17 protein-coding genes are annotated in these 23,842 nt (G+C 38.3%); 9 read left to right on the forward strand and 8 right to left on the reverse strand.

Features of this window, described 5'->3' with window-relative positions:
* Nucleotides 1-125 precede the first annotated feature (125 nt).
* Nucleotides 126-1,574, forward strand: a complete 1,449-nt coding sequence (locus AC1M9K_RS07090) for a capsule assembly Wzi family protein (RefSeq protein WP_481588888.1) — start codon at nt 126-128, stop codon at nt 1,572-1,574.
* A gap of 48 nt (nt 1,575-1,622) precedes the next feature.
* On the opposite strand, the gene AC1M9K_RS07095 is transcribed toward AC1M9K_RS07090, so the two are convergent.
* Both AC1M9K_RS07095 and AC1M9K_RS07100 read right to left on the reverse strand, forming a co-directional pair.
* On the reverse strand, nt 1,623-2,150 hold the full coding sequence (locus tag AC1M9K_RS07095) for a hypothetical protein (RefSeq protein ID WP_092766877.1): 528 nt from the start codon (nt 2,148-2,150) through the stop codon (nt 1,623-1,625).
* Between the two features lie 15 nt (nt 2,151-2,165).
* A complete protein-coding gene (locus AC1M9K_RS07100; RefSeq protein WP_481588965.1) occupies nt 2,166-2,582 on the reverse strand; it encodes a GNAT family N-acetyltransferase in 417 nt (138 codons plus the stop codon).
* Nucleotides 2,583-2,751: 169 nt separating this feature from the next.
* On the opposite strand from AC1M9K_RS07100, the gene cysD reads away from it, so the two are divergent.
* From cysD to AC1M9K_RS07120, 4 genes are all read left to right on the forward strand, one after another.
* Nucleotides 2,752-3,666 carry a sulfate adenylyltransferase subunit CysD gene (cysD, locus tag AC1M9K_RS07105; RefSeq protein ID WP_035266686.1) on the forward strand — a complete coding sequence of 305 codons (915 nt, stop codon included), beginning with the start codon at nt 2,752-2,754 and terminating at the stop codon, nt 3,664-3,666.
* Between the two features lie 124 nt (nt 3,667-3,790).
* Nucleotides 3,791-5,407: a sulfate adenylyltransferase subunit CysN gene (gene cysN / locus AC1M9K_RS07110; RefSeq protein WP_481588889.1), complete on the forward strand. Its 1,617-nt coding sequence runs from the start codon at nt 3,791-3,793 to the stop codon at nt 5,405-5,407.
* A 590-nt stretch (nt 5,408-5,997) separates the two neighbouring features.
* Entirely contained in the window at nt 5,998-6,246 is a 249-nt protein-coding gene (locus AC1M9K_RS07115) for a DUF2798 domain-containing protein (RefSeq protein WP_481588890.1), read from the forward strand.
* A 121-nt stretch (nt 6,247-6,367) separates the two neighbouring features.
* Nucleotides 6,368-7,243 (forward strand): SDR family oxidoreductase, encoded by an 876-nt coding sequence (locus AC1M9K_RS07120; RefSeq protein ID WP_481588891.1) that lies wholly within the window; start codon nt 6,368-6,370, stop codon nt 7,241-7,243.
* A 56-nt stretch (nt 7,244-7,299) separates the two neighbouring features.
* On the opposite strand, the gene AC1M9K_RS07125 is transcribed toward AC1M9K_RS07120, so the two are convergent.
* The 3 genes from AC1M9K_RS07125 to AC1M9K_RS07135 all read right to left on the reverse strand — a co-directional run bounded on the left by AC1M9K_RS07125 (nt 7,300) and on the right by AC1M9K_RS07135 (nt 12,873).
* Complete coding sequence (locus tag AC1M9K_RS07125) at nt 7,300-9,720, reverse strand: glycerophosphodiester phosphodiesterase family protein (protein ID WP_481588892.1); 2,421 nt, start codon at nt 9,718-9,720, stop codon at nt 7,300-7,302.
* Nucleotides 9,721-9,984: 264 nt separating this feature from the next.
* On the reverse strand, nt 9,985-12,444 hold the full coding sequence (locus tag AC1M9K_RS07130; protein WP_481588893.1) for a glycerophosphodiester phosphodiesterase family protein: 2,460 nt from the start codon (nt 12,442-12,444) through the stop codon (nt 9,985-9,987).
* Between the two features lie 138 nt (nt 12,445-12,582).
* Nucleotides 12,583-12,873: a hypothetical protein gene (locus AC1M9K_RS07135; protein WP_092766871.1), complete on the reverse strand. Its 291-nt coding sequence runs from the start codon at nt 12,871-12,873 to the stop codon at nt 12,583-12,585.
* Between the two features lie 131 nt (nt 12,874-13,004).
* Between AC1M9K_RS07135 and AC1M9K_RS07140 the strand changes: the two genes are divergently transcribed.
* Nucleotides 13,005-13,997, forward strand: coding sequence for an NAD(P)H-quinone oxidoreductase (locus AC1M9K_RS07140; protein ID WP_481588894.1), 993 nt, complete (start codon nt 13,005-13,007; stop codon nt 13,995-13,997).
* Nucleotides 13,998-14,079: 82 nt separating this feature from the next.
* On the opposite strand, the gene AC1M9K_RS07145 is transcribed toward AC1M9K_RS07140, so the two are convergent.
* Nucleotides 14,080-14,757 (reverse strand): YetF domain-containing protein, encoded by a 678-nt coding sequence (locus tag AC1M9K_RS07145; RefSeq protein WP_035266694.1) that lies wholly within the window; start codon nt 14,755-14,757, stop codon nt 14,080-14,082.
* A gap of 309 nt (nt 14,758-15,066) precedes the next feature.
* Here AC1M9K_RS07145 and AC1M9K_RS07150 point away from each other — a divergent pair, with 309 nt between their 5' ends.
* Nucleotides 15,067-16,728, forward strand: coding sequence for a sensor domain-containing diguanylate cyclase (locus AC1M9K_RS07150; protein ID WP_481588895.1), 1,662 nt, complete (start codon nt 15,067-15,069; stop codon nt 16,726-16,728).
* Nucleotides 16,729-16,786: 58 nt separating this feature from the next.
* A complete protein-coding gene (locus AC1M9K_RS07155) occupies nt 16,787-17,812 on the forward strand; it encodes a molecular chaperone DnaJ (protein ID WP_481588896.1) in 1,026 nt (341 codons plus the stop codon).
* Between the two features lie 47 nt (nt 17,813-17,859).
* Here the strand turns inward: AC1M9K_RS07155 and AC1M9K_RS07160 are convergent, their stop codons facing one another.
* Together AC1M9K_RS07160 and AC1M9K_RS07165 are read right to left on the reverse strand one after the other, a co-directional pair.
* Complete coding sequence (locus AC1M9K_RS07160) at nt 17,860-19,971, reverse strand: ATP-dependent nuclease (RefSeq protein WP_481588897.1); 2,112 nt, start codon at nt 19,969-19,971, stop codon at nt 17,860-17,862.
* A gap of 95 nt (nt 19,972-20,066) precedes the next feature.
* A complete protein-coding gene (locus AC1M9K_RS07165; RefSeq protein ID WP_481588898.1) occupies nt 20,067-22,961 on the reverse strand; it encodes a valine--tRNA ligase in 2,895 nt (964 codons plus the stop codon).
* 187 nt (nt 22,962-23,148) lie between these two features.
* On the opposite strand from AC1M9K_RS07165, the gene AC1M9K_RS07170 reads away from it, so the two are divergent.
* The gene (locus AC1M9K_RS07170; protein ID WP_035266700.1) at nt 23,149-23,829 is read left to right on the forward strand and encodes a hypothetical protein; all 681 of its coding nucleotides are present in this window, start codon (nt 23,149-23,151) and stop codon (nt 23,827-23,829) included.
* The last annotated feature ends 13 nt before the right edge of the window (nt 23,830-23,842 follow it).

A 23,842-nucleotide genomic window follows, 5' to 3' on the forward strand; every position in this document is an offset into this window, starting at 1 on the left:
ATGTTTATCAAAATATTTATACAGTGTTATTAAATGTATCTAATTAAATACTTAATGTAAAGTTAATGGATTTATAAATTAAAAATTCAAATAATCAATAAGATATAATCCTAAATTGATTTGTGATGAACCCGAATAGACTTATAAAAATCCTATCATCGAGCTTACTATTTTCTAGTCCATTGGTGTTTGCCAATGGCATTCTCCTCAACGATGAAAACCTAAGAAATGATTTAAATTGGCTGAATCAACAAGGTGTGATTCAAATAAGCACCTCGACATGGCCGCTAAGTGGTGATGAAGTCCAACGTGCCCTCACCAATGCTAAAATTAACTCCATTGAACAACAAAAGGTTATTCAGGAAGTCGAAAGAGCGATTAAGCAGCAAAATGAAACATTAAAAGTTGATGTTTTCGCGGAGAGTGATCAAAAGAAAATCCCACAATCTTTTGCCGATCATCAAAAAGCACAATATGCGCTTGGTGCAGAGTTAAATCTTGGGGGGCAAAATTGGGATGCGAAGCTCAAAGTTAGAGGTGAAAAAGACCCTCAGATAGACAATGGGCAAGACGTTAACCTAGAAGGCTCATATCTTGCGGGTAAACTTTGGAATCAATGGCTCATTGCTGGTCAGATTCCAACCTACTGGGGACCTGGACACGATGGTAGTTTGATACGTGGAGATGCAAGTCGACCAGTATATGGTTTCACTCTACAGCGTGCTGAACAGTCTGCTTTTGATCATAAATGGCTATCATGGATCGGGCCTTGGCAATACCAAGCTTTTGGCGGCCAGTTAGATGATTATAAAGCAGTTCCTGATGCTAAAATTATTGGTTTACGTTTGACCGCACAACCACTACCTTATTTAGAGTTCGGTGCATCACGCATTATTCAATGGGGTGGTGAAGGTCGCCCTGAGGATTTAGGAACTCTCTGGGATGCTTGGATTGGTAAAGATAATGTTTACGGGGATACTGTTAATCCATCTAACCAGATTGCTGGATTTGATGCGCGTTTGAATCTAAGCTATTTATTGAACCAGCCAATCGGCGTCTATGCTCAATACGTGGGGGAAGATGAAGCAGGTGGCTTACCTGCTAAGAAAATGTATCAGGCTGGGGTGGATTATTCTTCATCTTTAAAAAAAATGCCTTATCAGGTTTATGCTGAGTGGTTAGACACCACTACAAATGGGAAGGCCCAAGGAATATCTTATAATCACAGTGTTTATACAGATGGATATTATCAACATGGCTATCCTCTTGCACATGCGATTGGAGGAGATGGTGAGATGATTTCTTTGGGTGGAAATATTCGTTTTGATGCCATGAATAGACTTTCAGGTCGCGTATTATTTGCAAAAGTAAATCAATCAAATCGAGATACCAATGTTGCATTTTCTGAGGAAGATGATATCCAAGCATTAGATTTAACTTGGACGCATTTTGTGAAGCCGAATTTGCCATTAAAGATTAATGGTTGGATTGCAGATTCAGATCGTCATGGTAATGATGCAGGTGCTTCTGTTGGTATTGAAATACCTTTAGATGTCAAAAAACTGGGACGTTAATATTCTTAGATTAGTATTTGAAAAAGCCACCTAAAAAGGTGGCTTTTTTTACATGAGACTTGTTTGTATCCGAACTTTCATTTCTAAGCTAAGTTGCGCGATATAATCCTTCATCCATGGGTAATTCTGTCCCATTGGATTTACTTTAGTGGCTGTGTCTAAAAAACTAAGCTCAGGCTGAATGAATAATTGCTTTTCTAAGCAGTCTTTAAATTGCTCAGCGTTCGCATATAAATCTGTTTCAACTACAAAAAAATGTTTTGGATAATTGTAAAAGGCGTAGCACAAATTAAAAGCTTTTTGATTGCCTTTTAAATGACCAATACTAATTTCACTTCTATGATCTTGATTGCTATGTGTAACGCCAATCAAGAACTTTAGTTTTTGATCAGTATGTTCAACAGCAAACTGTAAGCCAATTTGATCAGCAGTTAACTCGTGCTGAACAAAAATATTTAAAGCAGAACCATTTTCAGTAAACGGTTCTTGTAACACTAGAATTTGATGATGCTGATAAATATGACCAGCAATTTGAGCTCGCTCTAAATGTTGTTTAAGAGATTCAAGGCTAAGCATGGGAGATAAAAATAACTAATTTAGAGATTTTTTATATTGAATGAATCCTGTCTCGGTTGCAACACGATTATACAAAAGTCTAGCGTTATCATTGCTTTTATGGGTTAGCCAGTACACTCTATCATAATTATTTTTACATTCATCATAGCTAAATTCTATTAATTTCCTGGCTAAGCCCTGATTCCTGTAATTTGCATCAATAAACAAATCTTGGAGATAACAATAAGGGAGTTTAGTCCAAGTGCTTGCGTGAGAAATGAGATGTACAATTCCGACGACATTTTGATTTTTTATAATGGCATAGCCAAACATATCGGTTTGCGACGCATCAGATAATCGTTTGAAAGTCAGAGCCGCTTGTTGAGGATTCAATTCGGTCTTGTAGAATTCAAGGTAAGCAGACCAAAGGGCTAACCATTCTTGGTATTTTATATTTGAAAAGGCCTGTAATTGTTATCATAATTAGATTGTCTCTTTGCTTATATTCTATTTGAGTATATTAATATAAAAAAACGAGATAAAGCTCTGTTGTCTAAATCACTATAATGAATATAAATTTTCAAAAGTGTCATAAGTACACATATTCTAGCTGGTGTTGTCCATGTCATTAAATGAGGAAAGACTTACTCATCTTAAACAGCTTGAAGCTGAGAGTATTCATATCATTCGCGAAGTTGCTGCAGAATTCGAAAATCCAGTCATGCTTTATTCGATTGGTAAGGACTCGGCAGTTATGCTGCATTTAGCGCTTAAAGCATTCTATCCTGCAAAACTCCCTTTTCCACTGTTACATGTAGATACAGGTTGGAAATTTAAGGACATGATTGCTTTCCGCGACAATATGGCTAAGCAACACGGTTTCGATCTTATCGTCCACCAAAATAAAGAAGGTAAGGATGCTGGGATTAACCCATTTGATCATGGTAGTTCGAAATATACTGATATCATGAAAACTCAGGGTTTAAAACAGGCATTAGATAAATACAAGTTCGATGCTGCATTTGGTGGTGCTCGCCGTGATGAAGAAAAATCACGTGCCAAAGAACGTGTGTATTCATTCCGTGATGATAAACATCGTTGGGATCCTAAAAACCAACGTCCAGAACTTTGGAATCTTTACAATGGTAAAGTGAACAAAGGCGAAAGTATCCGTGTGTTCCCATTGTCGAACTGGACTGAGCTTGATATTTGGCAATATATTTACTTAGAAAGTATTCCACTTGTTCCATTGTACTTGGCGGCAGAACGACCTGTTGTTGAGCGTAGTGGTACATTAATTATGGTGGATGATGAGCGTATGCCTTTAAAAGAAGGTGAAGTTCCACAAATGAAATCGGTTCGTTTCCGTACTTTGGGGTGTTACCCATTGACAGGTGCGGTGGAGTCGACTGCTAACACCTTGCCAGAAATTATCCAAGAAATGTTGCTTGCAACCAGTTCTGAGCGCCAAGGTCGAATGATTGACCATGATGAAGCGGGCTCGATGGAAAAGAAAAAGCAAGAAGGTTACTTCTAGAATCTCTCTTGCGCAGCAGCGCTGCTCCTCTCTTTGTAAAAGAGAGGAGTTATCCTCCTTTTTCAAAGGAGGAACGAGGGAATTCAAATACACCGATTTCAACATATTTGTGGAGCTATGAGCCATGTCTCATCAATCAGATTTGATTAGCCAAGATATCTTGGGTTATTTAAAACAACACGAAAATAAAGACTTATTACGCTTTTTGACTTGCGGTAACGTAGATGATGGTAAATCAACTTTAATTGGTCGTTTACTTTACGATTCAAAATTGATTTATGAAGATCAATTGCAAGCAGTGACACGTGATTCTAAAAAAGTCGGTACAACAGGTGATGCACCTGACTTAGCGCTACTTGTAGATGGTTTACAAGCAGAGCGTGAACAAGGTATTACGATTGATGTAGCTTACCGTTATTTCTCTACAGAAAAACGTAAGTTCATTATTGCCGACACTCCGGGGCATGAACAATACACACGTAACATGGCTACAGGTGCGTCTACGTGTGACCTTGCGATCATTTTAATTGATGCGCGTTACGGTGTTCAGACACAAACACGTCGTCATACGTATATTGCAAGCTTACTTGGTATTAAGAACATTATTGTTGCGATCAACAAAATGGACTTGGTTGAGTTCTCTGAAGCACGCTTTAATGAGATTCAAACAGAATACGCAGGCTTTGTTGCACAATTGGGTGACCGTAAACCATCTAATATCATCTTTACGCCGATTTCTGCGCTAAATGGTGATAACGTTGTAAACAAATCACCAAATACACCTTGGTACACAGGCGAAACTTTGATGGGTACGCTTGAATCTGTAGAGATTAATCGTACTTCAGCTAAAGCTGACTTCCGCTTCCCTGTACAGTATGTGAACCGTCCTAACCTCGATTTCCGTGGTTTCTGCGGTACGATCGCACTAGGTGATATCAACGTTGGAGATACGATTACTGCGTTGCCATCAGGTAAATCATCTACAGTTAAAGAAATCGTTACTTTTGATGGTAACTTAGAACGTGCAGTTGCTGGTCAAGCAGTGACATTAACGTTAAACGACGAGATTGATATTTCTCGTGGTAACGTACTTGTACGTGCAGACCAAGAAGTACCGGCAATTTCTCGTTCTGTTCAAGCGACTGTTGTATGGATGGCTGACCAACCGCTTGCGATTGGTAAGTTATATAACGTGAAGATTGGTACGCAAACTGTTCCTGCTAAGGTAACAGCAATTAACTTCCGTACAAACGTAAATACGCTTGAAAAAGTTCAAGTTGAAAACTTAGAGCTGAATGCGATTGCGAATGTAACGATTGAATTTGATGCACCAGTCGTATTTGACCGTTATCAAGATAGCCGTTACACAGGTTCATTTATCTTTATTGACCGCTTAAGCAACGTTACAGTTGGTGCAGGTATGGTTGAAGAGGCAGTTGAGTGGACTGCACATAATGAGCCTGTAACATCAGAAGCACGTGCGGCGCGTTTGGGTCAAAAACCTGCTGCGGTAACTATATCAAATGCTGCAATTGTGAATGCACAAGTATTAGAAAGCTTATTGATCCAACAAGGTGTTGTCGCGATTGCTAAAGCTGGTTTAACTGCTGAGCAAGTTGCATTATTACGTGAAACTGGAGTGGTGGTCATTACTGATACTGCAACAGGTACGGATGCAAGTTTTGAAGTAGAAGCTGCTGAAGAATTGGCTGAGAAGATTGTGGAATTGGTTCGTCTTTAAGATTGACTGATTTAAAAAAACCCGCCTGATGGCGGGTTTTTTTATTTAAAAGTTAATAACGACCACACTAGCCCTAATGAGCTAAGATAGAATGAACATTAACGATAAATTCGAGATATGATGAAAATAGTAGCGTATTTGCTTTTGATGCTCTTAACGGCATGTGTTAATGCTCCGATACAACAAAAACACCCTAGTAAAGCTTGTTTAGAATACCAACAAATGATGACAGCGCCTATGCCTAGAGAAGCTATGCAAAAACTGCAAAAAAAATGCTTCGAATCTAAAGAATAGAGATTAACGGTAAAATTGAACTAAAAACTTAAAACATTTTCGTAGAGTAGAAAAGCTAAAAAATAAAATCATCGTTTAAAGTTAAATATTTTTTTATTGCTCATGAGTCTTGATTAAGATGGAAACTAATCCATTCTATTTAATATACATTTACTAAGAAAAATTATTAAATCATGCCTCAAGGTTCAAAATTTTAACGATATTGGATTAGTTTTGTGTGCTTGAAACTTGAAAAATATAGGAATAGTGATTGCATTGGTGCTAAATTAAATGAGATGAAATGATTAGGCGCTACAATGAATAAAGCACTCCCAAAATTTCACCCCAAACATCTCAATTGGCTGATGCCGTTAATTTTGTCATGTTTGATGAGTGGTTCAATTTCTTTAATTAATATTGTAATGAATCGTGGATTTTTTGATGGGATCTGGGCGGTCTGGATAAAGACGTGGGCAATGTCTTGGTTAATCGCATTTCCATTGATCTTAATATTTTTACCTGTGGTAAGAAAAATCTTAATGCATTTTGTAAAAACTATGCCATAGCCCTTGAATGAAAGGTTTGATTAGCATTTAAAACAACAATTATAAAATTCTATGATCTTGCAACTGTTAAAAAATCGGGATAATTTTGCAGGTCGATAAAAATTACAACCTAAGGATTGGCATGACATATAACTCAGTGTTCAAGGAAAACTTATTTCAGAATCAGGTCATCATTGTGACAGGAGGTGGTTCTGGTATTGGACGTTGTACAGCTCATGAGCTTGCATCATTGGATGCACAAGTGATTATTACAGGGCGTACCCAAGAAAAACTCGATAAAGTTGTTGCTGAAATCATGGAAGATGGTGGCAGAGCCTATGGCATCGCTTGTGATAATCGTGATGAAGCACAAGTAAAAGCCATGATTAGCGAAGTAATTGAAAAATTCGGACGAGTTGATGGCTTGGTGAATAATGCAGGCGGACAATTTCCAGCGCATTTAGAAAAAATCTCAGCCAATGGATTTGATGCTGTCATTCGAAACAATCTACACGCTACATTCTATCTTATGCGCGAAGCTTACAATCAGTGGATGAATAAGCATGGTGGAAGTATTGTCAACATGACTGCTGATATGTGGGGAGGTATGCCGAATATGGGACATTCAGGCGCAGCCCGTGCAGGGGTTGATAATCTGACCAAGACAGCTGCTGTCGAATGGGGTAAATCAGGAGTTCGTGTGAATGCCGTAGCACCTGGATGGATTTTGTCATCAGGTATGGATACATATACTGGTGAAATGGCTGAAAAAGTGATTCCAAGTATGGCGGAGAAAGTTCCTTTGCAACGCATGGGAACAGAAGCTGAAGTATCATCAGCGATCGTCTATTTGTTGTCTGAAGCATCTAAATTTATATCGGGTGTCACGATACGGATTGATGGCGCAGCTTCTCAAGGCACACGTATATTTCCATTAAGTCCGGCTGAGAATAATCAAGCCTATGATGGATTTCACCGTTCTTTTTTACCCGAAGTGATTCAAAATTTAAAAAAATAAGAAATGCCCAATTGAAGCTTTAAACTTAACAATTGGGCATGTAAATTTAAAGTTTCTTACTGAATCGTGACTGTCACGGGTTTACCGTACAGGGTGTAGCTATAATTCGGAGCAATCGTGTATTGATAGCTCGGCATGACATAGGCTTTGCCTGTTTCACTAAACGTAATCGACTGACCATTTTTACTATATTTGGCAGAACCAGGCAGAACAATCATTGAATTAAAGTTTTGTGCTGAAGCCTTACCTATCTGAGTAACTTTTTCTCCACTAAAAACAACAGGCTGTCCCACTTTCGCAGTAATTTGACCTGGAGTATTGATCTTGACGACTAAATCAGAAGATTCATGAGCATAATCGGTGGTTAAGCCATGTGTTCCTTGTACATACATACGATTAAAATCATCTTTATTGGTACGGAATGTCCAAGGCCAGAAAGTTACGCCACGTAAGCTCGCCATTGACATTAACTCTTTGCTTAATCCTGCAAAAGACGGGTTAAATGTAGAAGAATATTTTTGAGTCGCGTCTAATATTCGACGTGTGTTTACAATATTGCTTTGTGCGTTCGGCGTACTCGTTAAGAAGCCTGTAGAAACACCCGGTAAGGTATTTTTCATCTGTAAGATTTGATCACCATTAAAACTGATGACAATCGATTGATCATAGGCATTGTGCTTATCTAAAAGTTCTTTAATCTTCGCTACAATTTCAGGCTTAGCACTTTTAATTTCGATGAAATTGGTCACATGGGGGTATTTTTTGACTGCAGCCAAAACCTCATCCATGGTTGGAACTGGGCGACCATTGGGAATCGTACGTAACTGACGAATTTCAGCTAAGGTAAGATCTTCAGTATTTCTATTATCACCTGTGGTACGAGTTAATGTTCCATCATGCATCAGGAAAACATGACCATCTTTCGATAGATAAACATCATATTCAACTGCGTCAGCACCCACCTCAATAGCTTTAATTGTTCCTTCTAAAGTATTTTCATCCTCTAAAGCTGGAATGCCACGATGGCCTGTGATGAGGGGTTTTCTTAACAGGGTATTCGGTGCCATCTGCTTCATAATGTTTTGGAAAACATCTGGCTGTTGTGTATAGATCCCATTAATACCAGTGCTTAAAATATCAGCTGCTTTGAATGCATCAATGCCATCTTTTTGATCTGGATGAAGTGTGCTTGCCCAAGGTGTAATTAATAAGCGTTGTAGATGAGATACGACTTCTGATTGCACTAAGTGCGGCGGTAAAATGACAATTTTTGATAAAGAAGAATTGGTATTATGAGCAATTTTTACAATATCTGATTTACTATTGGTTAAACCAGATTGTTTTGAATAGTCGAGTGCTGTACGCAATACAGGGATTTCAACACGAGCTTTACGTAAGAGTTCAGGCTGATCCGACACCAAGGTGATATCAGCGAGATCATAGTTTTCTGTCAACGTTTTCAGATTACGAATTGTTTTTTCTGAATTGATCGTTAATAGCGGAATATGACGTCGTGTTGAATCATTTAAATAATCTTTTAAATGAGTAATTTTCTTTTGATCTTGGTTAAGAAGATTGAGTTGCTCATCCAGTTGGTAGGCAACATGAGTTGCTAATGGAGCTGAGTTCAGTGTAGTTGCGCCAGCAGGCTGAGCGAGTGCTGGTGCCATAGAGACTGGCAATTGCTGATCGATTAGATCTGTAACTCGATTAGACTCTGGTAGGGCTTCAAGTTGCTCAGTCACTTTAATTGAATCTACACGCATCAAAGCGCCAGCTGTAGAAATGCCAATGCCACCCTGATTTAAATTGTAAGGTAGCGTGCTATCGAGTACGAGTTCATCATTAATATAATGGCGTACGCGTTGGCCATGTACGATGACTGTTGCTTTGTAGGTTTTATTTAACTCAAAATTCTCTTTATATGCAGATTTCTGTAAAACATTCCATGTGTTGTTAGGTTGACGCATAGAAAGTTCAAGACCACTTGCAGCGGTTGCATCAACACGAAATGCAAATTGGTAATACGGCGTAAAAGCTGGATCAGCATATTGATCAGCGGCACGATAGATGATGCTACCCCAACGCCCGCCATTGTTATTTTCTAAGAAAGCAAAATCCATATCGATACGATAATTACGATGTTGCTGTAGTTCGGTTGGCAACATGATGGTCGTCATTTGTGTATCGTGCGCCGTACCATTGATGAGTAGTGCTCCATCTTTAACTTCAATATTACCTGGATTGCTACGAAGTTGAGTCCAATTGTTTGGAATAGTAGTTAAAGCATTGAAATTTTCTTCAAAAAGTATTTCGGGTACAGGTACTTCAATGTCTGGTGTTTCTGGTTCAGGAGATGGATTAGGATTTTCCGTTTGATCTGGATTTGATACAGCATTTTTTTGATCATCATCGGAGCAAGCCGTTAAGCTTAATGTTAATAATATTGCTGACGTCAGTGTTGTAAATTTCATCATTAAAAAGTACTCGAAAAGTATGTCCCTAAGCGAGACACAATCTAAGTACATAAAATGACAATTCTATGGATTTGTCATAAAGTAAAAAAAATATTACATATTAAATATTTATGAAATTCATCAGTTTTAAATACTGTCGTGTTTAAGCGGTGAACATCATTAAAAGTCCAGTTGAAATCTTATGAAAAGATAAGGGAAAATGCGATTTTCGAAAAAAACCAACTCAGCGAACTGAATTGGTCTTCGAATATCAATGAGATTTGCTTATTGAATGGTCACAGTCACGGGTTTTGCATAGATCATATAGGTGAAATTGGGTGCTATGGTGTATTGGTAGCTTGGCATGACATAGGCAGTACCACGTTCACTGAAACTCACAGATTGACCATTTAGACTATATTTTGCAGAGCCTGGTAGTACGAGCATCGTATTGAAGCTTTGGTAACTAGATTGACCCAGTTGCGTTAATTTTTGCCCAGCGATTTGTAAAGGTTGACCAACAGTTGCTGTTATTTGTCGTGGAGTTTCAATTTTGACCACAAAATTTGATGCATCTTGTGCATAATCCGTGGTCAACCCATGTGTACCTTGAATGTACATACGATAGAAATCATTTTTTATTAAACGGAACGTCCAAGGCCAGAAGGTTACACCACGTAAACTTGCCAGATACATGACGTCCTGATTCAAACCACTATAATTCGGATTGAATGTCGAAGAAAATTGTCGTGTTGTTTCCAAAATTCTTCGAATGTTTAGAAAAGTAGTTTGTTCCTTTGGTGGATATACCAATAAACCCGTTGATACACCTTTTAGAGTGTTCTTCATTTCAAGAATTTGTTGCCCATCAAAACTTATGACAATGGCTTGACCATATGCATCATATTTATCAAGTAAATCTTTAATTTTCAAAATTATTTCGGGTTTTGCACTCTTAATCTCGATAAAATTGGTCACATGTGGGTACTTTTTAACTACTGCAGCCAATACTTCATCCATCGTTGGTATGGCAAGTCGCTGCCCGGTCGTTTTTAGTTTACGAACTTCTTCGAGCGTCATGTTCTCAATATTTTTTGCGATACCCGTTGTGCGTAAAACCGATTTATCATGCATTAAAACGACATAGTCATCTTTCGTCAGATAGACATCATATTCCACGGCATCAGCACCAACTTCTATCGCCTTAAGAATACCTTCAAGCGTATTTTCATCAACTTGAGACGGGACTCCTCGATGACCTGTAATAAGTGGTTTACGAAGTAGGGTGTTGGGCGCCATTGAGCGCATGATGGAATGAAATAATTCAGGCTGATGTGTATAAATGCCATTTACTCCTGTTGTTAATATCTCAGCAGCTTGATAGGCATCAAGCTTAGGACTGGTCTGTCCAGAAGTATTGTGGGTAAAACCTGCCCAAGGTGTGATCAATAAACGTTGTAAGTGTGCAACTACATGAGACTGAACCAAATGGGCTGGTAAAATCACAATTTTAGAAAGTGATGTATTGGTTGCCTGTGCAATTTTCACAACACTATTTTGATCTGAAATTAAATTGTCCTTTTCAGACCAATCCAATACTGTACGGATTTCTGGAATCTCTACACACGCTTTTCTTAATAGATATGGATCATCAGAGACTAGCGTGACATCACTAAAATCATAATCTGAAGACAAAGATCTTAATTCAGCCAGTGTGTTTTCAGAGTCGATATGCAGAAGAGGAAGTGTTCTTTTGGTTTGATCAGAAAGAAGACTTCTAAGGTGCATCGAGGTCTTATTGTCGAAATCTTTTAAAAATAATTGTTCATCAAGTTGGTAAGCAATATAAGTGGCGGTATGAGCGTTATCAATTGTTAATGAGTCGGCTGGTTGTGCTAAAGCGGGCGCCATTGCAACTGGATATTTGTGATCAATGACATCTGTGATCCGATCTTGAGTAGGGAGAGCATCAAGTTGTTCAATCACCCGTATTGTGTTGACCTTCATCAGCAATCCTGCTGCTGAAAGTCCAATGGCACCTTGGTTTAGGTTGGTGGGTAATTCCCCATCAAAAACCAATTGATCATTCAAGTAATGACGAACACGTTGATCATGAACAACAACTGTAGCCTTATAAGGCGTATTTAAAGCGATGTTTGATTCGAATTTGGATGTATTGATGACATTCCATGTGTTATTCGAACGTCTAAGTGCGAGTTCTAGACCATTATAAGCAGATGCATCTGCACGAATAGCAAATTGGTAGTATGGTGTATATTCAGGTTGAGCAAACACTTCTGAAGCTCTATAAATAATACTTCCCCAACGAGTACCGTTATTACGCTCAAGGTATTCGAATTCTAACTCAATTTTATAGTTGCGAAGCTTTTGAAAATCCGAACTTAACATGATCGTGGTGGGTTTGATTAAGTCTTTGCGACCATCAATCAGTAAGGCACCTTCTTTAAATTGAATGCTACCTGGATTTGAAGGCAGGATATTCCAATCAGAAGGTATTGAATAAATTTCAGTAAAATCCAGATTTAAATACGTTTTTGGTTGTGGAACATTGATCGGTGTTTCAGGTTCGAGATTCGGTGGTAGAGATGGTTCTGGATCTTCAGGCTGAATTGGTATGGTTGGCTCAGGAGTATTTGGTAAGGTTGATTTAGCTTGATCTTCCCCAGAGCATCCTGCTAAACCGAGCATGAGCGATAGTGTGACAACTAGAGTCTGCTTTTTCATTTTAAAATTCTCGAGTGTACGATCCATGACGACCTTAAAATCTATGAAATTAAGGTTAAAATTCCTTTGTAAATCAGAAAAATACGAAGCTTTGTTTGTATTATTGAGTTATTTTAATATTCGTGTCTGAGGCAAGGTTCAAAATAAAAGATTTAAAACTTGCCATCCACCAACAATGACACGAATGATCCCCAAAGCGACGAACAATATCATTTCAAAAAAACAGAAAAATAAAAAAGTCCAACCTGCTGCACCATCCACTTTGCTCGCATCGTATTCAATGTATAGCAATAACAACACCAGCCCAATTTGGAAGTAGATCATCGCAATTACTGCTGAATCCCATGGAAAACGTAACAAAAAAGTCCAACAGATGATGACCAAGGCAGCAAAACTGCATGGCAAAATAAATTGCAGCAAGTAACGCATATTATTTTCCCCAAAAAATAATGATTCGTTTTCATCCTTATACATAAGTAATACAGGACTTTATCAATGCGATCAACTATGATGAAATTGATTGAAATGAATGAAAAATATTGTAAATAAAGGATTTGATTATGGCACAAAGCATGCAACATGTGATCATTACTGAACCAGGCGGCGTTGAGAAGTTGGCTTATGAAACGGTTGATATTCCGCAACCTAAAGACAATGAAGTCTTGGTGAAAGTACATGCTTTCGGCATTAACCGTCCTGATATTTTACAGCGCCAAGGTTTATATCCAATGCCTAAAGGGGTCACACCTGTACCTGGGTTAGAGGTATCAGGGGAAGTCGTTGCAGTAGGGGCTGAGGTAAACGCCTATCAGGTGGGGGATCAAGTGTGTGGACTTACCAATGGTGGTGGTTATGCGGAATACTGTGTGGTGCCTGAATCTCAGCTGATTAATATTCCTGCAGGGGTGAGTCATATTCAAGCTGCTGCAATTCCAGAAACATTTTTTACCGTTTGGGCGAATATTTTTCAAATGGGCAAAGCTAAAGCAGGGGAAACGGCTTTAATTCATGGCGGAACCAGTGGGATTGGAACAACGGCATTGATGTTGTGTAACGCATTTGGCTTAAAAACTTTTGCGACTGTTGGCTCAGATGAGAAAGTAAAAGCAATTCAAGATTTGACGCATGCAATTAATTATAAAACGGAAGACTTTGAACAGGTCATTCAGCAAGCGACTGAAGAAAATGGTGTAGATATTGTTTTAGATATGGTTGGAGCGCCTTATTTAGCTCAAAACCTGAATATACTACGTCGTGATGGACGTTTGGTTTATATCGCATTTCTTGGAGGAGCTAAAGCCGATGGCGTAAAATTAGGTCAAATCATGATGAAGCGTTTAACCATTACTGGCTCAACCATGCGTGCACGTACCACAGCAGAAAAAGCCAAAATCGCTCAAGATTTAAAGACACATGTTGCGCCGTTATGGGCAAAAGGTGAATGTCTACCGATGATTTATAAAACTTTTAATTTTGATGAGATTCAAGCGGCTCATTTGGCAATGGATGCAGGTGATCACATTGGTAAAATTGTGGTGAAAGTCTTGGATTAATCTCAACCACCTATGTTCGATTGAGTCAGCGCTGAGGATGAATAATCTGCTTCGTCCCAACAGACTGTAGATTATTCATCTGCTAACCAATTCTTAGACTGTTCATTGCTTGCGTCCAATCTTGGCAAGAACAGCGCGGACAATCTTGAAGTGGTTGCTGAAGTTCAGTACAGAATCCACAATGTGTACACGCATATATTACGCTAGGTTTTACCTTGTATATTGATTGAGCTTGATCTGGAAAAATTGGTAAGCCATATTTAACTTGCTCATCGGGATAAAACAAAATACTGAAATTCCCATCGGACTCTAATAGACCGACTCGAATTTGACCTAAATGCTCAACGGATTGACGACGCATTTCCGAAAAGAACTCATCATGCGACATATTACCTCGCTTGAATGCTTCAAGGACGAGCATGCCATCTTTTACGATGTAACAGGATTTACCTTCGACTAAGTCTTCGAAAGGCTGATATTTCATCATTAACCACGTTGTGGTGCGGTAAAGCAAGATGATCACACTCATGACGACTACGGCTTGAATTAAGGGTAAATCCTCCGTAAACATTGGATCTCCAGCAATTGATCCAAGACAAAGAATAATGGCAACTTCAAAGATGGAGAGTTGTCTAACCCCTCGCTTGCCAGTCAAACGAAGAAACAGAATGATCAGTAAATACATCACCACACATCGGATTAAAATTTCGAAAACAAATACCCATGTGGTGTCGTAAAAAAAGATAGAAGCAAAATCCATTTGTTCCTCAATTTTCTAGGTGATTCTACTTAAGCTATCAAGCGCCAAAAAAAAGAAATACAGAATTATTGTCGAATTATTATGACTTTATGTAGATGTGGTGCGTGACTTGAATATTAAATCATGTTGTTTAAAAGATAGGGAGTGGAATTACAGTTGTTAATGTTAATCAGGATTTTGAATATATGAGATAAGGTTGGCATTTTTTATTCATTACAATGAGCTGAAATGTTTGTTATGTATTTGTAATATTCTGTTATATTCTTATGGTTGCATGTTCCGGTGTTTAACCAAGAGTTAAGGTGTATTTTGGATTCATTCCGTAATCGCGTTCTGTTCATATTTGCTGGGTTAACCATTATCCTTGGGATATGCGTATCGCTGTATATTGGAAATATCGCATCTCAGCACTTGGCTAAAGCCAGTGGACAGACCCTACATGTCGCAGCAAAAAATATCAGTAATGCTTTGGCAACTTCTCTTGCCGAACGCGAGCGCGAAATGGTGCTGCTCAGCCAATCTCCTTTCTTTTCAGAAGCAAATCTAGATGATCCACGTGTCCGTACACGCTTGGAACAAGTCAAAAATGCGTATGTCTATTATGCTTGGATGGGGGTAACGGATTTAAACGGTGATGTTCAAATCGCTGCGGATGGTATTCTTGAAGGTGAAAATGTTTCTTCACGGCCATGGTTTAAGGCAGGTTTACAGGGTACATACTTAGGTGATGTGCATGAAGCTGTGTTATTGGCAAAAAAAATTCAAGCTTTAAATCCTCATGAGCCGATGCGTTTTATTGATTTCGCAACACCAATCTATGATCCAAATACTCAAAAATTAAAAGGAGTGTTAGCTGCACATGCAGATTGGGAGTGGGCACGTCATATTCTCAATAGAGCTTTATCTCAAACAGCATCTCAGCGTGGCATAGAAGTCTTTATCTTAAATAAACAGGGTGAACTGCTGTATCCATTTACAAGTATTGGACGAGTCCAGCCACCTCAATTTCAAGTCAACGATGCACTTTATTATATTGATGATTGGAATGAAGGACAGGATTTCTTAACCGCAAATATTGCGGTGGAGTCCGAGACTAAAAGTGATATTGGTTGGCATGTGGTTATTCGTCAACCTTTGGCGATTGCTTTGGCTGATATGCGTGATTTGCAGTTCAAAATCTTTCTGATTGGTTTATTCGTCTCGCTGTTTATCTTTTATGTGATTTATCAACTTGCCAATAAATTGAGCAGACCCATTGAGGCTTTAGCCAAATCGGCTTATGCGGTCGAACAGGGAGACGTGCATACGGCATTTCATAGTCAAAGCAGCATCCGTGAAATCCAAGGATTATCACATTCTCTACAAAGCATGACGCAAACCTTATTGGAACAAAAACAACAATTACTTGATGCAAACCAATCACTAGAGCTGAAGGTTCAAGAGCGTACTCGAGCACTTGAATTGGCTAATCTTGAGTTGATTCGATTGTCACGACATGACGCATTAACAGGTTTACACAATCGCCGTGCTTTAAACGAACAACTTGAATACTGGTTTGGTCAACATAAAAGAAATCAAATTGGCTATGCAGCACTTATATTGGATGTCGATTATTTTAAGCAAGTCAACGATCAATATGGTCATGATCAAGGGGATCAAGTGTTACAACAAGTAGCAAAAATCCTTGATCAAGCAACGCGTGAAACCGATTTTGTGGCACGTTATGGTGGTGAAGAATTTGTAATTTTATTGCCTGCAACACATCTGATGGGTGCGCAAGTTTTGGCAGAGAAAATTCGTACATTGGTGGAACAAGCTGTTATTTTGGCAGAGAAAACTTTGACCGTCAGTATTGGTGTCAGTGTGACTGATCTCAACGATGCTGATGCTTATGCCATTCTTAAACGAGCAGATCGACATCTTTATCAAGCAAAAGCCAATGGTCGAAATCAAACTGTGATCGATGCTTAAAATAAAGCATCCACATTTTGTTAAACTCAGTATTCTCTCATTGGACTAAACACCTGACGTGACTTCATTCGAAATTCAATCCAGTTCTTCTGCACAACTTGTTCAAGATCATAAGCTACGAGTTTTGATTAATCAGATTGAACAGCAAAAATTACAATTATCTGCATGGCAACACGCGCAAGAAGAAATTCGTGCTTACACGCAGAAGAAACTTATTCCTGTTTATCAAGTGCTGTTTCAGCAGTTACAAAGCCTATGGAATAGCCTAAGTCAAAGTGATTTAAATAAGTCGTCTCAAAAGGTTGTAGAAGAGAAGTGTTTTAGTTTGACTCAAATGTTGAGCAAATCAAATATGCTCAATGAAACTCAAATTGAGACAGTTGAAAAATTACATATTTATTTCGAACAGGTGTTTGCTCAACCACGAAATAAGCAAGATAAAAAGAACAACTTCGAATCTAGTCAAGCACCAGATGCTCATGGTGAACAAAATGATTCAACGATTGATGACGATTCATTGTGGGACAAAGCGCAGTATCAACAAGCAAGGCAGCAAGCCAAACTTAAACGGCAGCAAGATAAACAAGCCGAAGCAGAAAAGTTAGTGAATCAATCGCTAAAAACCGTATATTTAAAGATTGCCTCGATTATTCACCCTGACCGTGAGCCTGATGAGTCGAAAAAAGCGGAAAAGACCGAGCTGTTACAGCGTGCTAATGAAGCCTATGAACAGGAAGATTTGTTCTATTTATTGAAACTTCAGCTTGAAGTTGAGCAAAGTAAACATGGTTCAAATAAGGGTTTAAGTATTGAGCAAGTCAAGTTTTACCAACAGGCTTTAGAAGCGCAAAGCCAAGCTTTAAAACAGCAGATTCAGGAATTGATTGACTCGCTTGTGTGGTCAAACAAAGCCAAAATTGGCGTGAAAAAGTCAAAAGGGCAATTGAATATTAAGGACTTATATAAGCAGATTGATGCGGATGTGTCTGCGGTGAAGCAACAGCTAAAAGCTGAAAAGCAAAGGCTGAGTTTTATGGGGAAAGAGAGTGGGTTAGAGATGTTGTTGGAGCATGGGGTGCTATAAGTTTTGCTTTTCTCCCTCTCCCTTTGGGAGAGGGTCGGGGTGAGGGGCTATGAAAAAATTTTATTCATAATTAGGCTTATCTCACAATGTTGAGTTTCTCTATAAGGTATTTGGGGAAGATAACTTATATTTGATTCCTCAATAATTTTTAAAGCATTTAGGGCTTTAGATGGTTTATCCTCACCTGAAGTGAGCTCAGGATAATAAGCCTCGATTGCTCCTAAATTTAATACAAAATATCCTAAATCATATAACCGATTTATAAGTTGGATTTTTTCATCTAAATAGAATGTTTCAGATAGTTTTAAAGCTTCGCGGCGCTTGTTATTGGTTTCAAAATCGAAAAGCTCATCAATTTCTTGAAGTTCAATGTCTTCAATTTCTTCTTTATTTTTGACTTTATAGGCTAATTCTTTTAATCGAGTATATTTTTCTTGCCATGAACGTTTTTTGACATGCTCTGAAATTATCGATCCTTTGATTCTACTTTCAATACCTTGCTCTTCACAAATCTGATCGAGTTTATTTAAGAAATTGTTTCTTAAATCCTGAAGTTCAGAACTGTTTTCCCCTAGCTCTAGCTTATCAAATCCATCAATTAAAATATCTAAATCTAAGAGGGTAAATACCTCAATATCAAAATGTTTATAGAAATCATAAAACCTTTTTGTGTTCATTTTTCCATTTATTCTAATAATTGGAATATTTGTTTTTTCGAAACAATAAGATTCATTAATGAATTTTGATAATCCTTTCAAAAATATCAAATCTGAATCACCTTCTACCAATAGAACCTTTTTTGAAAAGAAAGCTGGCGTACTGTTTTCATAACATATAATTTGGAAGGCATCCTTATAAGAACTATTTTGAACAAAATTTATTTCTTTTGCTTTAGAGCTAGGAGGTGTACAAGAAAAGTCTTTATAAATTTTAATAAAACATGTTTCTTTAGCCGTAGCAGAAAAAAAGTTTGGGGAATGGGTTGTGACGAATACTTGATCTTTTAAGGATAATTTTTCAAGAACGTTATAGAGAATTCTTTGACCATTAGGATGGAGGTATAATTCCGGCTCTTCAAAAAGAAAAATGTAGTCTGTGTTTTGGTTGTCAGAATTAAGCTTTTCAACGTAAGTTCTAAGTATAGAAAATACAAGAGTACGTTTAACACCATCGCCTTTATAATCAATAGTGGTTTTTATACCATCATCTATTAAAATTTGAGTGCTATTAAAAATTTGTTTTACTTCTGGATTGGGAATTTCTAGCTCTAATTTAATTTGTGAAAAGCTTTCTTGAAAAACATTTTCTATTTCAGCTTCTAATAATTTAAGGCTAGGTAATCGTTCATCAATAGTACTTTCAGTGCCATCCTCATCTTTGATAAGCTGACGATTTAGCATTTTATTGAGCTTTTCAAAAGAGTTTTTTATGTCTAAAAATTCAGGAGATTGTTCAATTTGTTTGAATAAAATTTTTATTAATTTACCAAAACTTGTACTTTCTTTAGTTTTTGTTTCATCACTAAAATCTTTTACAGCTGGAATATAAATAGGTTCAGGAAACATTGGTGTAACTGTGTTACTGAATCCAGTTGGTAAATTTTCCCAACCATACTGGAATTTATCCTCAGGTAGATTTTCGATTAGCTCTTCAATTTTTTCTCTTGCACCTGTTTGTGTGGAAATTGAACTAGCTATATCTGGTGGCAATAGGTACGTATCTCTCATCAAGGCTTTTATTTCTGCTGATTTTTTGCCTTTAAGTTCACTATTTATCCAGTTAGCATCATAGATTGTATCGATAGGTACTTTTTTGTAGCAAAGTAAATCACTTGTGAAATCTAGTTTATATTTCCTCCGAAAGCTGATTGTATCATTTTGAATAATATTCTGAATTCTTGATCTATTTTCTTCATCTGATATTTTGTTTAAGTCATTTTCATTTAAGTCACTAAAAGTTATATCGATAAAAATTTCTTTAGACTTATCATAATAATCAGATTCTGAAATTTTTGTGCCATTTAGAAATAAATTGATAGCCAATAGAGTAGTTGATTTCCCTGCATTATTTTCACCAATAACACAATTCATCTGTGACGGTGTTAAATCAATATTTTTAAGACCCCGAAAGTTTTCAATGTGTATATTTGAAATTTTCATTTTTGATTATCTATTTAATTTTATTGTATATATTTATAATTCAATGTTTAAAAAAAAGCCACCCTAAGGTGGCTTTTTTGAAACAAACTACAGCCTTAAAGCGCAGCAATTTGCTCCATATTCGCTTTAATCTTCGCTAACTGATCAGCAAACTCAGCAAGTTTCACTTTCTCGCCCTCAACCACAGCCGCAGGTGCTTTCGCCACAAAACCTTCGTTAGAAAGCTTAGTTGCAATTTGATCATGCTGTTTTTGAACCTTATCTAAGTCTTTTTGTAGACGACCCAATTCCGCTTTCGGGTCAATTAAGCCCTTCATTGGAACGAATACAGACACATGACCTACAACGCTTGATGAAGACAATGGTGGTTGTTCAGCATCAGCAAGGAAAGTAATGCTTTCAACTTTCGCCAATGCTTTAAACAACGGTTCAATACGAGCAATCTGTGCTTTTTCCGCATCCGTTGTGTTTTGAAGCAGAACAGGCAACAAGCGCGCATTACCTAGACCCATCTCACCACGGATGTTACGTACTGCACCAATCAAACCTTGAAGCCATTGCATATCTGCTTCAGCTTGTTCGTTAATCAACGCTTGGTCAGCAACAGGGTACTGTGCAAGCATAATCGTTTCGCCAGAAATGTTCAGTTTTGGCGCAAGTGTTTGCCAGATTTCTTCTGTCAAGTAAGGCATCAACGGATGAGCCAAACGTAAAGACGCTTCCATTACAGAAAGAAGAACACGACGTACTTCAGCTTTACGCTCAACCGATACGTTTTCATCATTCAGAACAGGCTTAGTCAGCTCTACATACCAGTCACAGTATTCATTCCAAATGAACTCGTAAATCGCTTGTGCAGCCAAGTCCAAACGATACGTTGCAAATGCAGTTTGCACCGCTTGTTCAGCTTTTTGCAGACGGCTCACGATCCACTGTTCAGGCAATTCCCAAAGGTCTTGGCGAACTTCCTGACCAATCACTTGCTCTTCGCAGTTCATCATCACGAAACGTGTTGCGTTCCAGATTTTGTTGGCAAAGTTGCGGTAACCTTCAACACGTTTCATATCGAACTTGATGTCACGACCCGTATTTGCAAGCGCACAGAATGTAAAACGAACTGCGTCTGTACCGTAAGATTGAATACCTTCTGGGAATTCTTTACGGGTTGATTTTTCAATCTTCGCTGCTTGTTTCGGGTTCATCAAACCTGTTGTACGTTTTTGTACTAAAGTTTCAAGATCAACACCGTCAATCAAATCTAATGGGTCAAGCACGTTACCCTTAGATTTAGACATCTTCTGACCTTCGCCATCACGTACCAAACCGTGTACATACACAGTTTTGAATGGTACTTGTGGCGTGCCATCTTCATTTTTCATGAAGTGCATCGTAAGCATAATCATACGAGCAACCCAGAAGAAGATGATGTCAAAACCTGTCACCAATACATCAGTCGGGTGGAAAGTATTTAAGAAATAGTTTTCTTTATCTTTCGCTTCGTCACCTGTCCAACCTAAAGTTGAGAATGTCCAAAGACCCGATGAGAACCATGTATCCAATACATCTTCATCTTGGTTTAGCTGAACGTCAGCAGGGATGTTGTTTTTCGCACGAACTTCATCTTCGTTACGACCCACATATACATTGCCTTCCGCATCGTACCAAGCAGGAATACGGTGACCCCACCACAATTGACGAGAGATACACCAATCTTGAATGTTGTTCATCCAAGCCATGTACATGTTGCTGTACTGCTCAGGTACAAATTTGATGTCGCCATCTTTTACGGCTTTGATTGCAGGTTCAGCAAGCGGTGCAATCTTCACGTACCATTGGTCTGTTAATAACGGCTCAACGATTACACCTGAGCGGTCTCCACGAGGTGGTTTCAACGTGTACGGTTGAATTTGGTCTAACCAACCTTCGCTTTCAGCTTGTTCTACTAATTTTTTACGTGCTTCAAAACGCTCTAAACCAACATAGTCCGCAGGGGCAGGGATGGTTTTAGAAATTTGCTCGCCCGCTTTTGCGATATATTCAAACTCAGCAAGCACTTCAGCATTTTTGTTGAAGATGTTGATGATTGGCAATTCGCAACGTTTACCCACTTCATAGTCATTGAAGTCATGCGCAGGGGTGATTTTTACACAGCCTGTACCGAATTCTTTATCAACATATTCATCTTTAACGATAGGAACCGCACGACCTGTAATCGGTAGGATAATGTTCTTACCAACTAAAGCTGCATAGCGTTCATCATCAAGTGCAACAGCAACCGCTGTATCACCTAATAAGGTTTCAGGACGAGTGGTTGCAACAACGATGTGATCTTTACCATCGTGGGTACGAAGTGATTTGTCTTCAAAGAAGTATTTGAAGTGCCAGAGTGAGCCTGCTTCTTCTTTATCAGACTCAACTTCAAGGTCAGAAAGCGCAGTTTGTAATTTAGGATCCCAGTTAACAAGGCGTTTACCACGGTAAATCAAACCATCTTCGTGAAGTTTTACAAACACTTCTTTAACAGCGTTTGATAAACCTTCATCCATGGTAAAGCGTTCACGTGACCAATCAACAGAAGAACCTAAACGACGAATTTGACGGGTAATATTACCGCCAGATTGTTCTTTCCATTCCCATACTTTTTCGATGAATTTATCACGCCCCAAGTCATGACGGCTTACGCCTTGTGCACCTAACTGACGCTCTACAACCATTTGCGTTGCGATACCCGCATGGTCAGTACCTGGTTGCCAAAGCGTGTTAAAACCTGACATACGCTTATGACGTGTCAAAGCATCCATGATGGCATTGTTAAAACCATGACCCATGTGCAAGCTACCAGTGACATTTGGTGGCGGAATCATGATACAGAAAGACTCGCCTTTTTCAGACGGCTTAAAGTAACCGCGTTCTTCCCAAGTTTGGTACCATTTTTTCTCGATCTCGGTCGGATCGTAGGTTGTAGCAATATTTTGCGCTGAATCAGTCATAGTTCGAACAGATCAAAAGTAGATAAAAAATTGCATCTATTGTAGCAAAAAAAATGCATGGAGAGGCACGTTAAGCAAATGCATTCTCGTTTCAAATCCCACACAATCGAACAGTAATTGATTTTGAATAACACTAAAGCCAGCGTCAACTCGCGGAATCGGCCTGACAATAAAGGATAACAATCGCATGACCTATACTATTTCTTTGCGCTTACAACCTGAAACTTATCAGCAATATCAAACCATTCACCAAAAACTCAATGCAGGAGATCGTGAAGCGCAAGCTAAAATTCTTGGAGATAATCTGTCCAAAATTGCTTGTGAGATTATTGATCAAGCCTTTGGCACACTGGTCAAAGATTCTAATGCAAAGGATCAAGACTCAGCAAAAGTATTGAAACAAGTGCAAGATGCAATCTTGAAATACATGCCTTGGTCAGTATCTTTTTTTGGTAATGATCGCTTAACGCCTATGGTGAATCATGTACAAAGTTTGATGTATGAACAAGATGGAAAATACTATATTTCATACCCAGTTGAAAAAGTTATTGTGAATGAGCTACTGGGCTGTGCAGAACGTATGCGTGAAGGTCAAAATCAATATGTTGCTCCCGGCTTAAAAGCCTTCACTAAAGTGGTTGATCAAGGCGTTACGAGCTTAATTCGTGAACCTAAAAAAATGCTGAAATTTAATATGGTGGTGGATAAAACCTTAAATGGTGTGATCAGTTTGACCACAGGATTAGGGTATAAGCGATTTGAAAATTTAAGCAAAATTCATGATGCACAAAGTATCGTGAAGTACTTTGACCATTTTTTGGTTTTTCTTGATAATGAAGGACAGCAAAAAGCAAAATTAAATGCTTAAACCATAAGGATAA

Source organism: Acinetobacter sp. 24-47-67 (assembly GCF_056779735.1).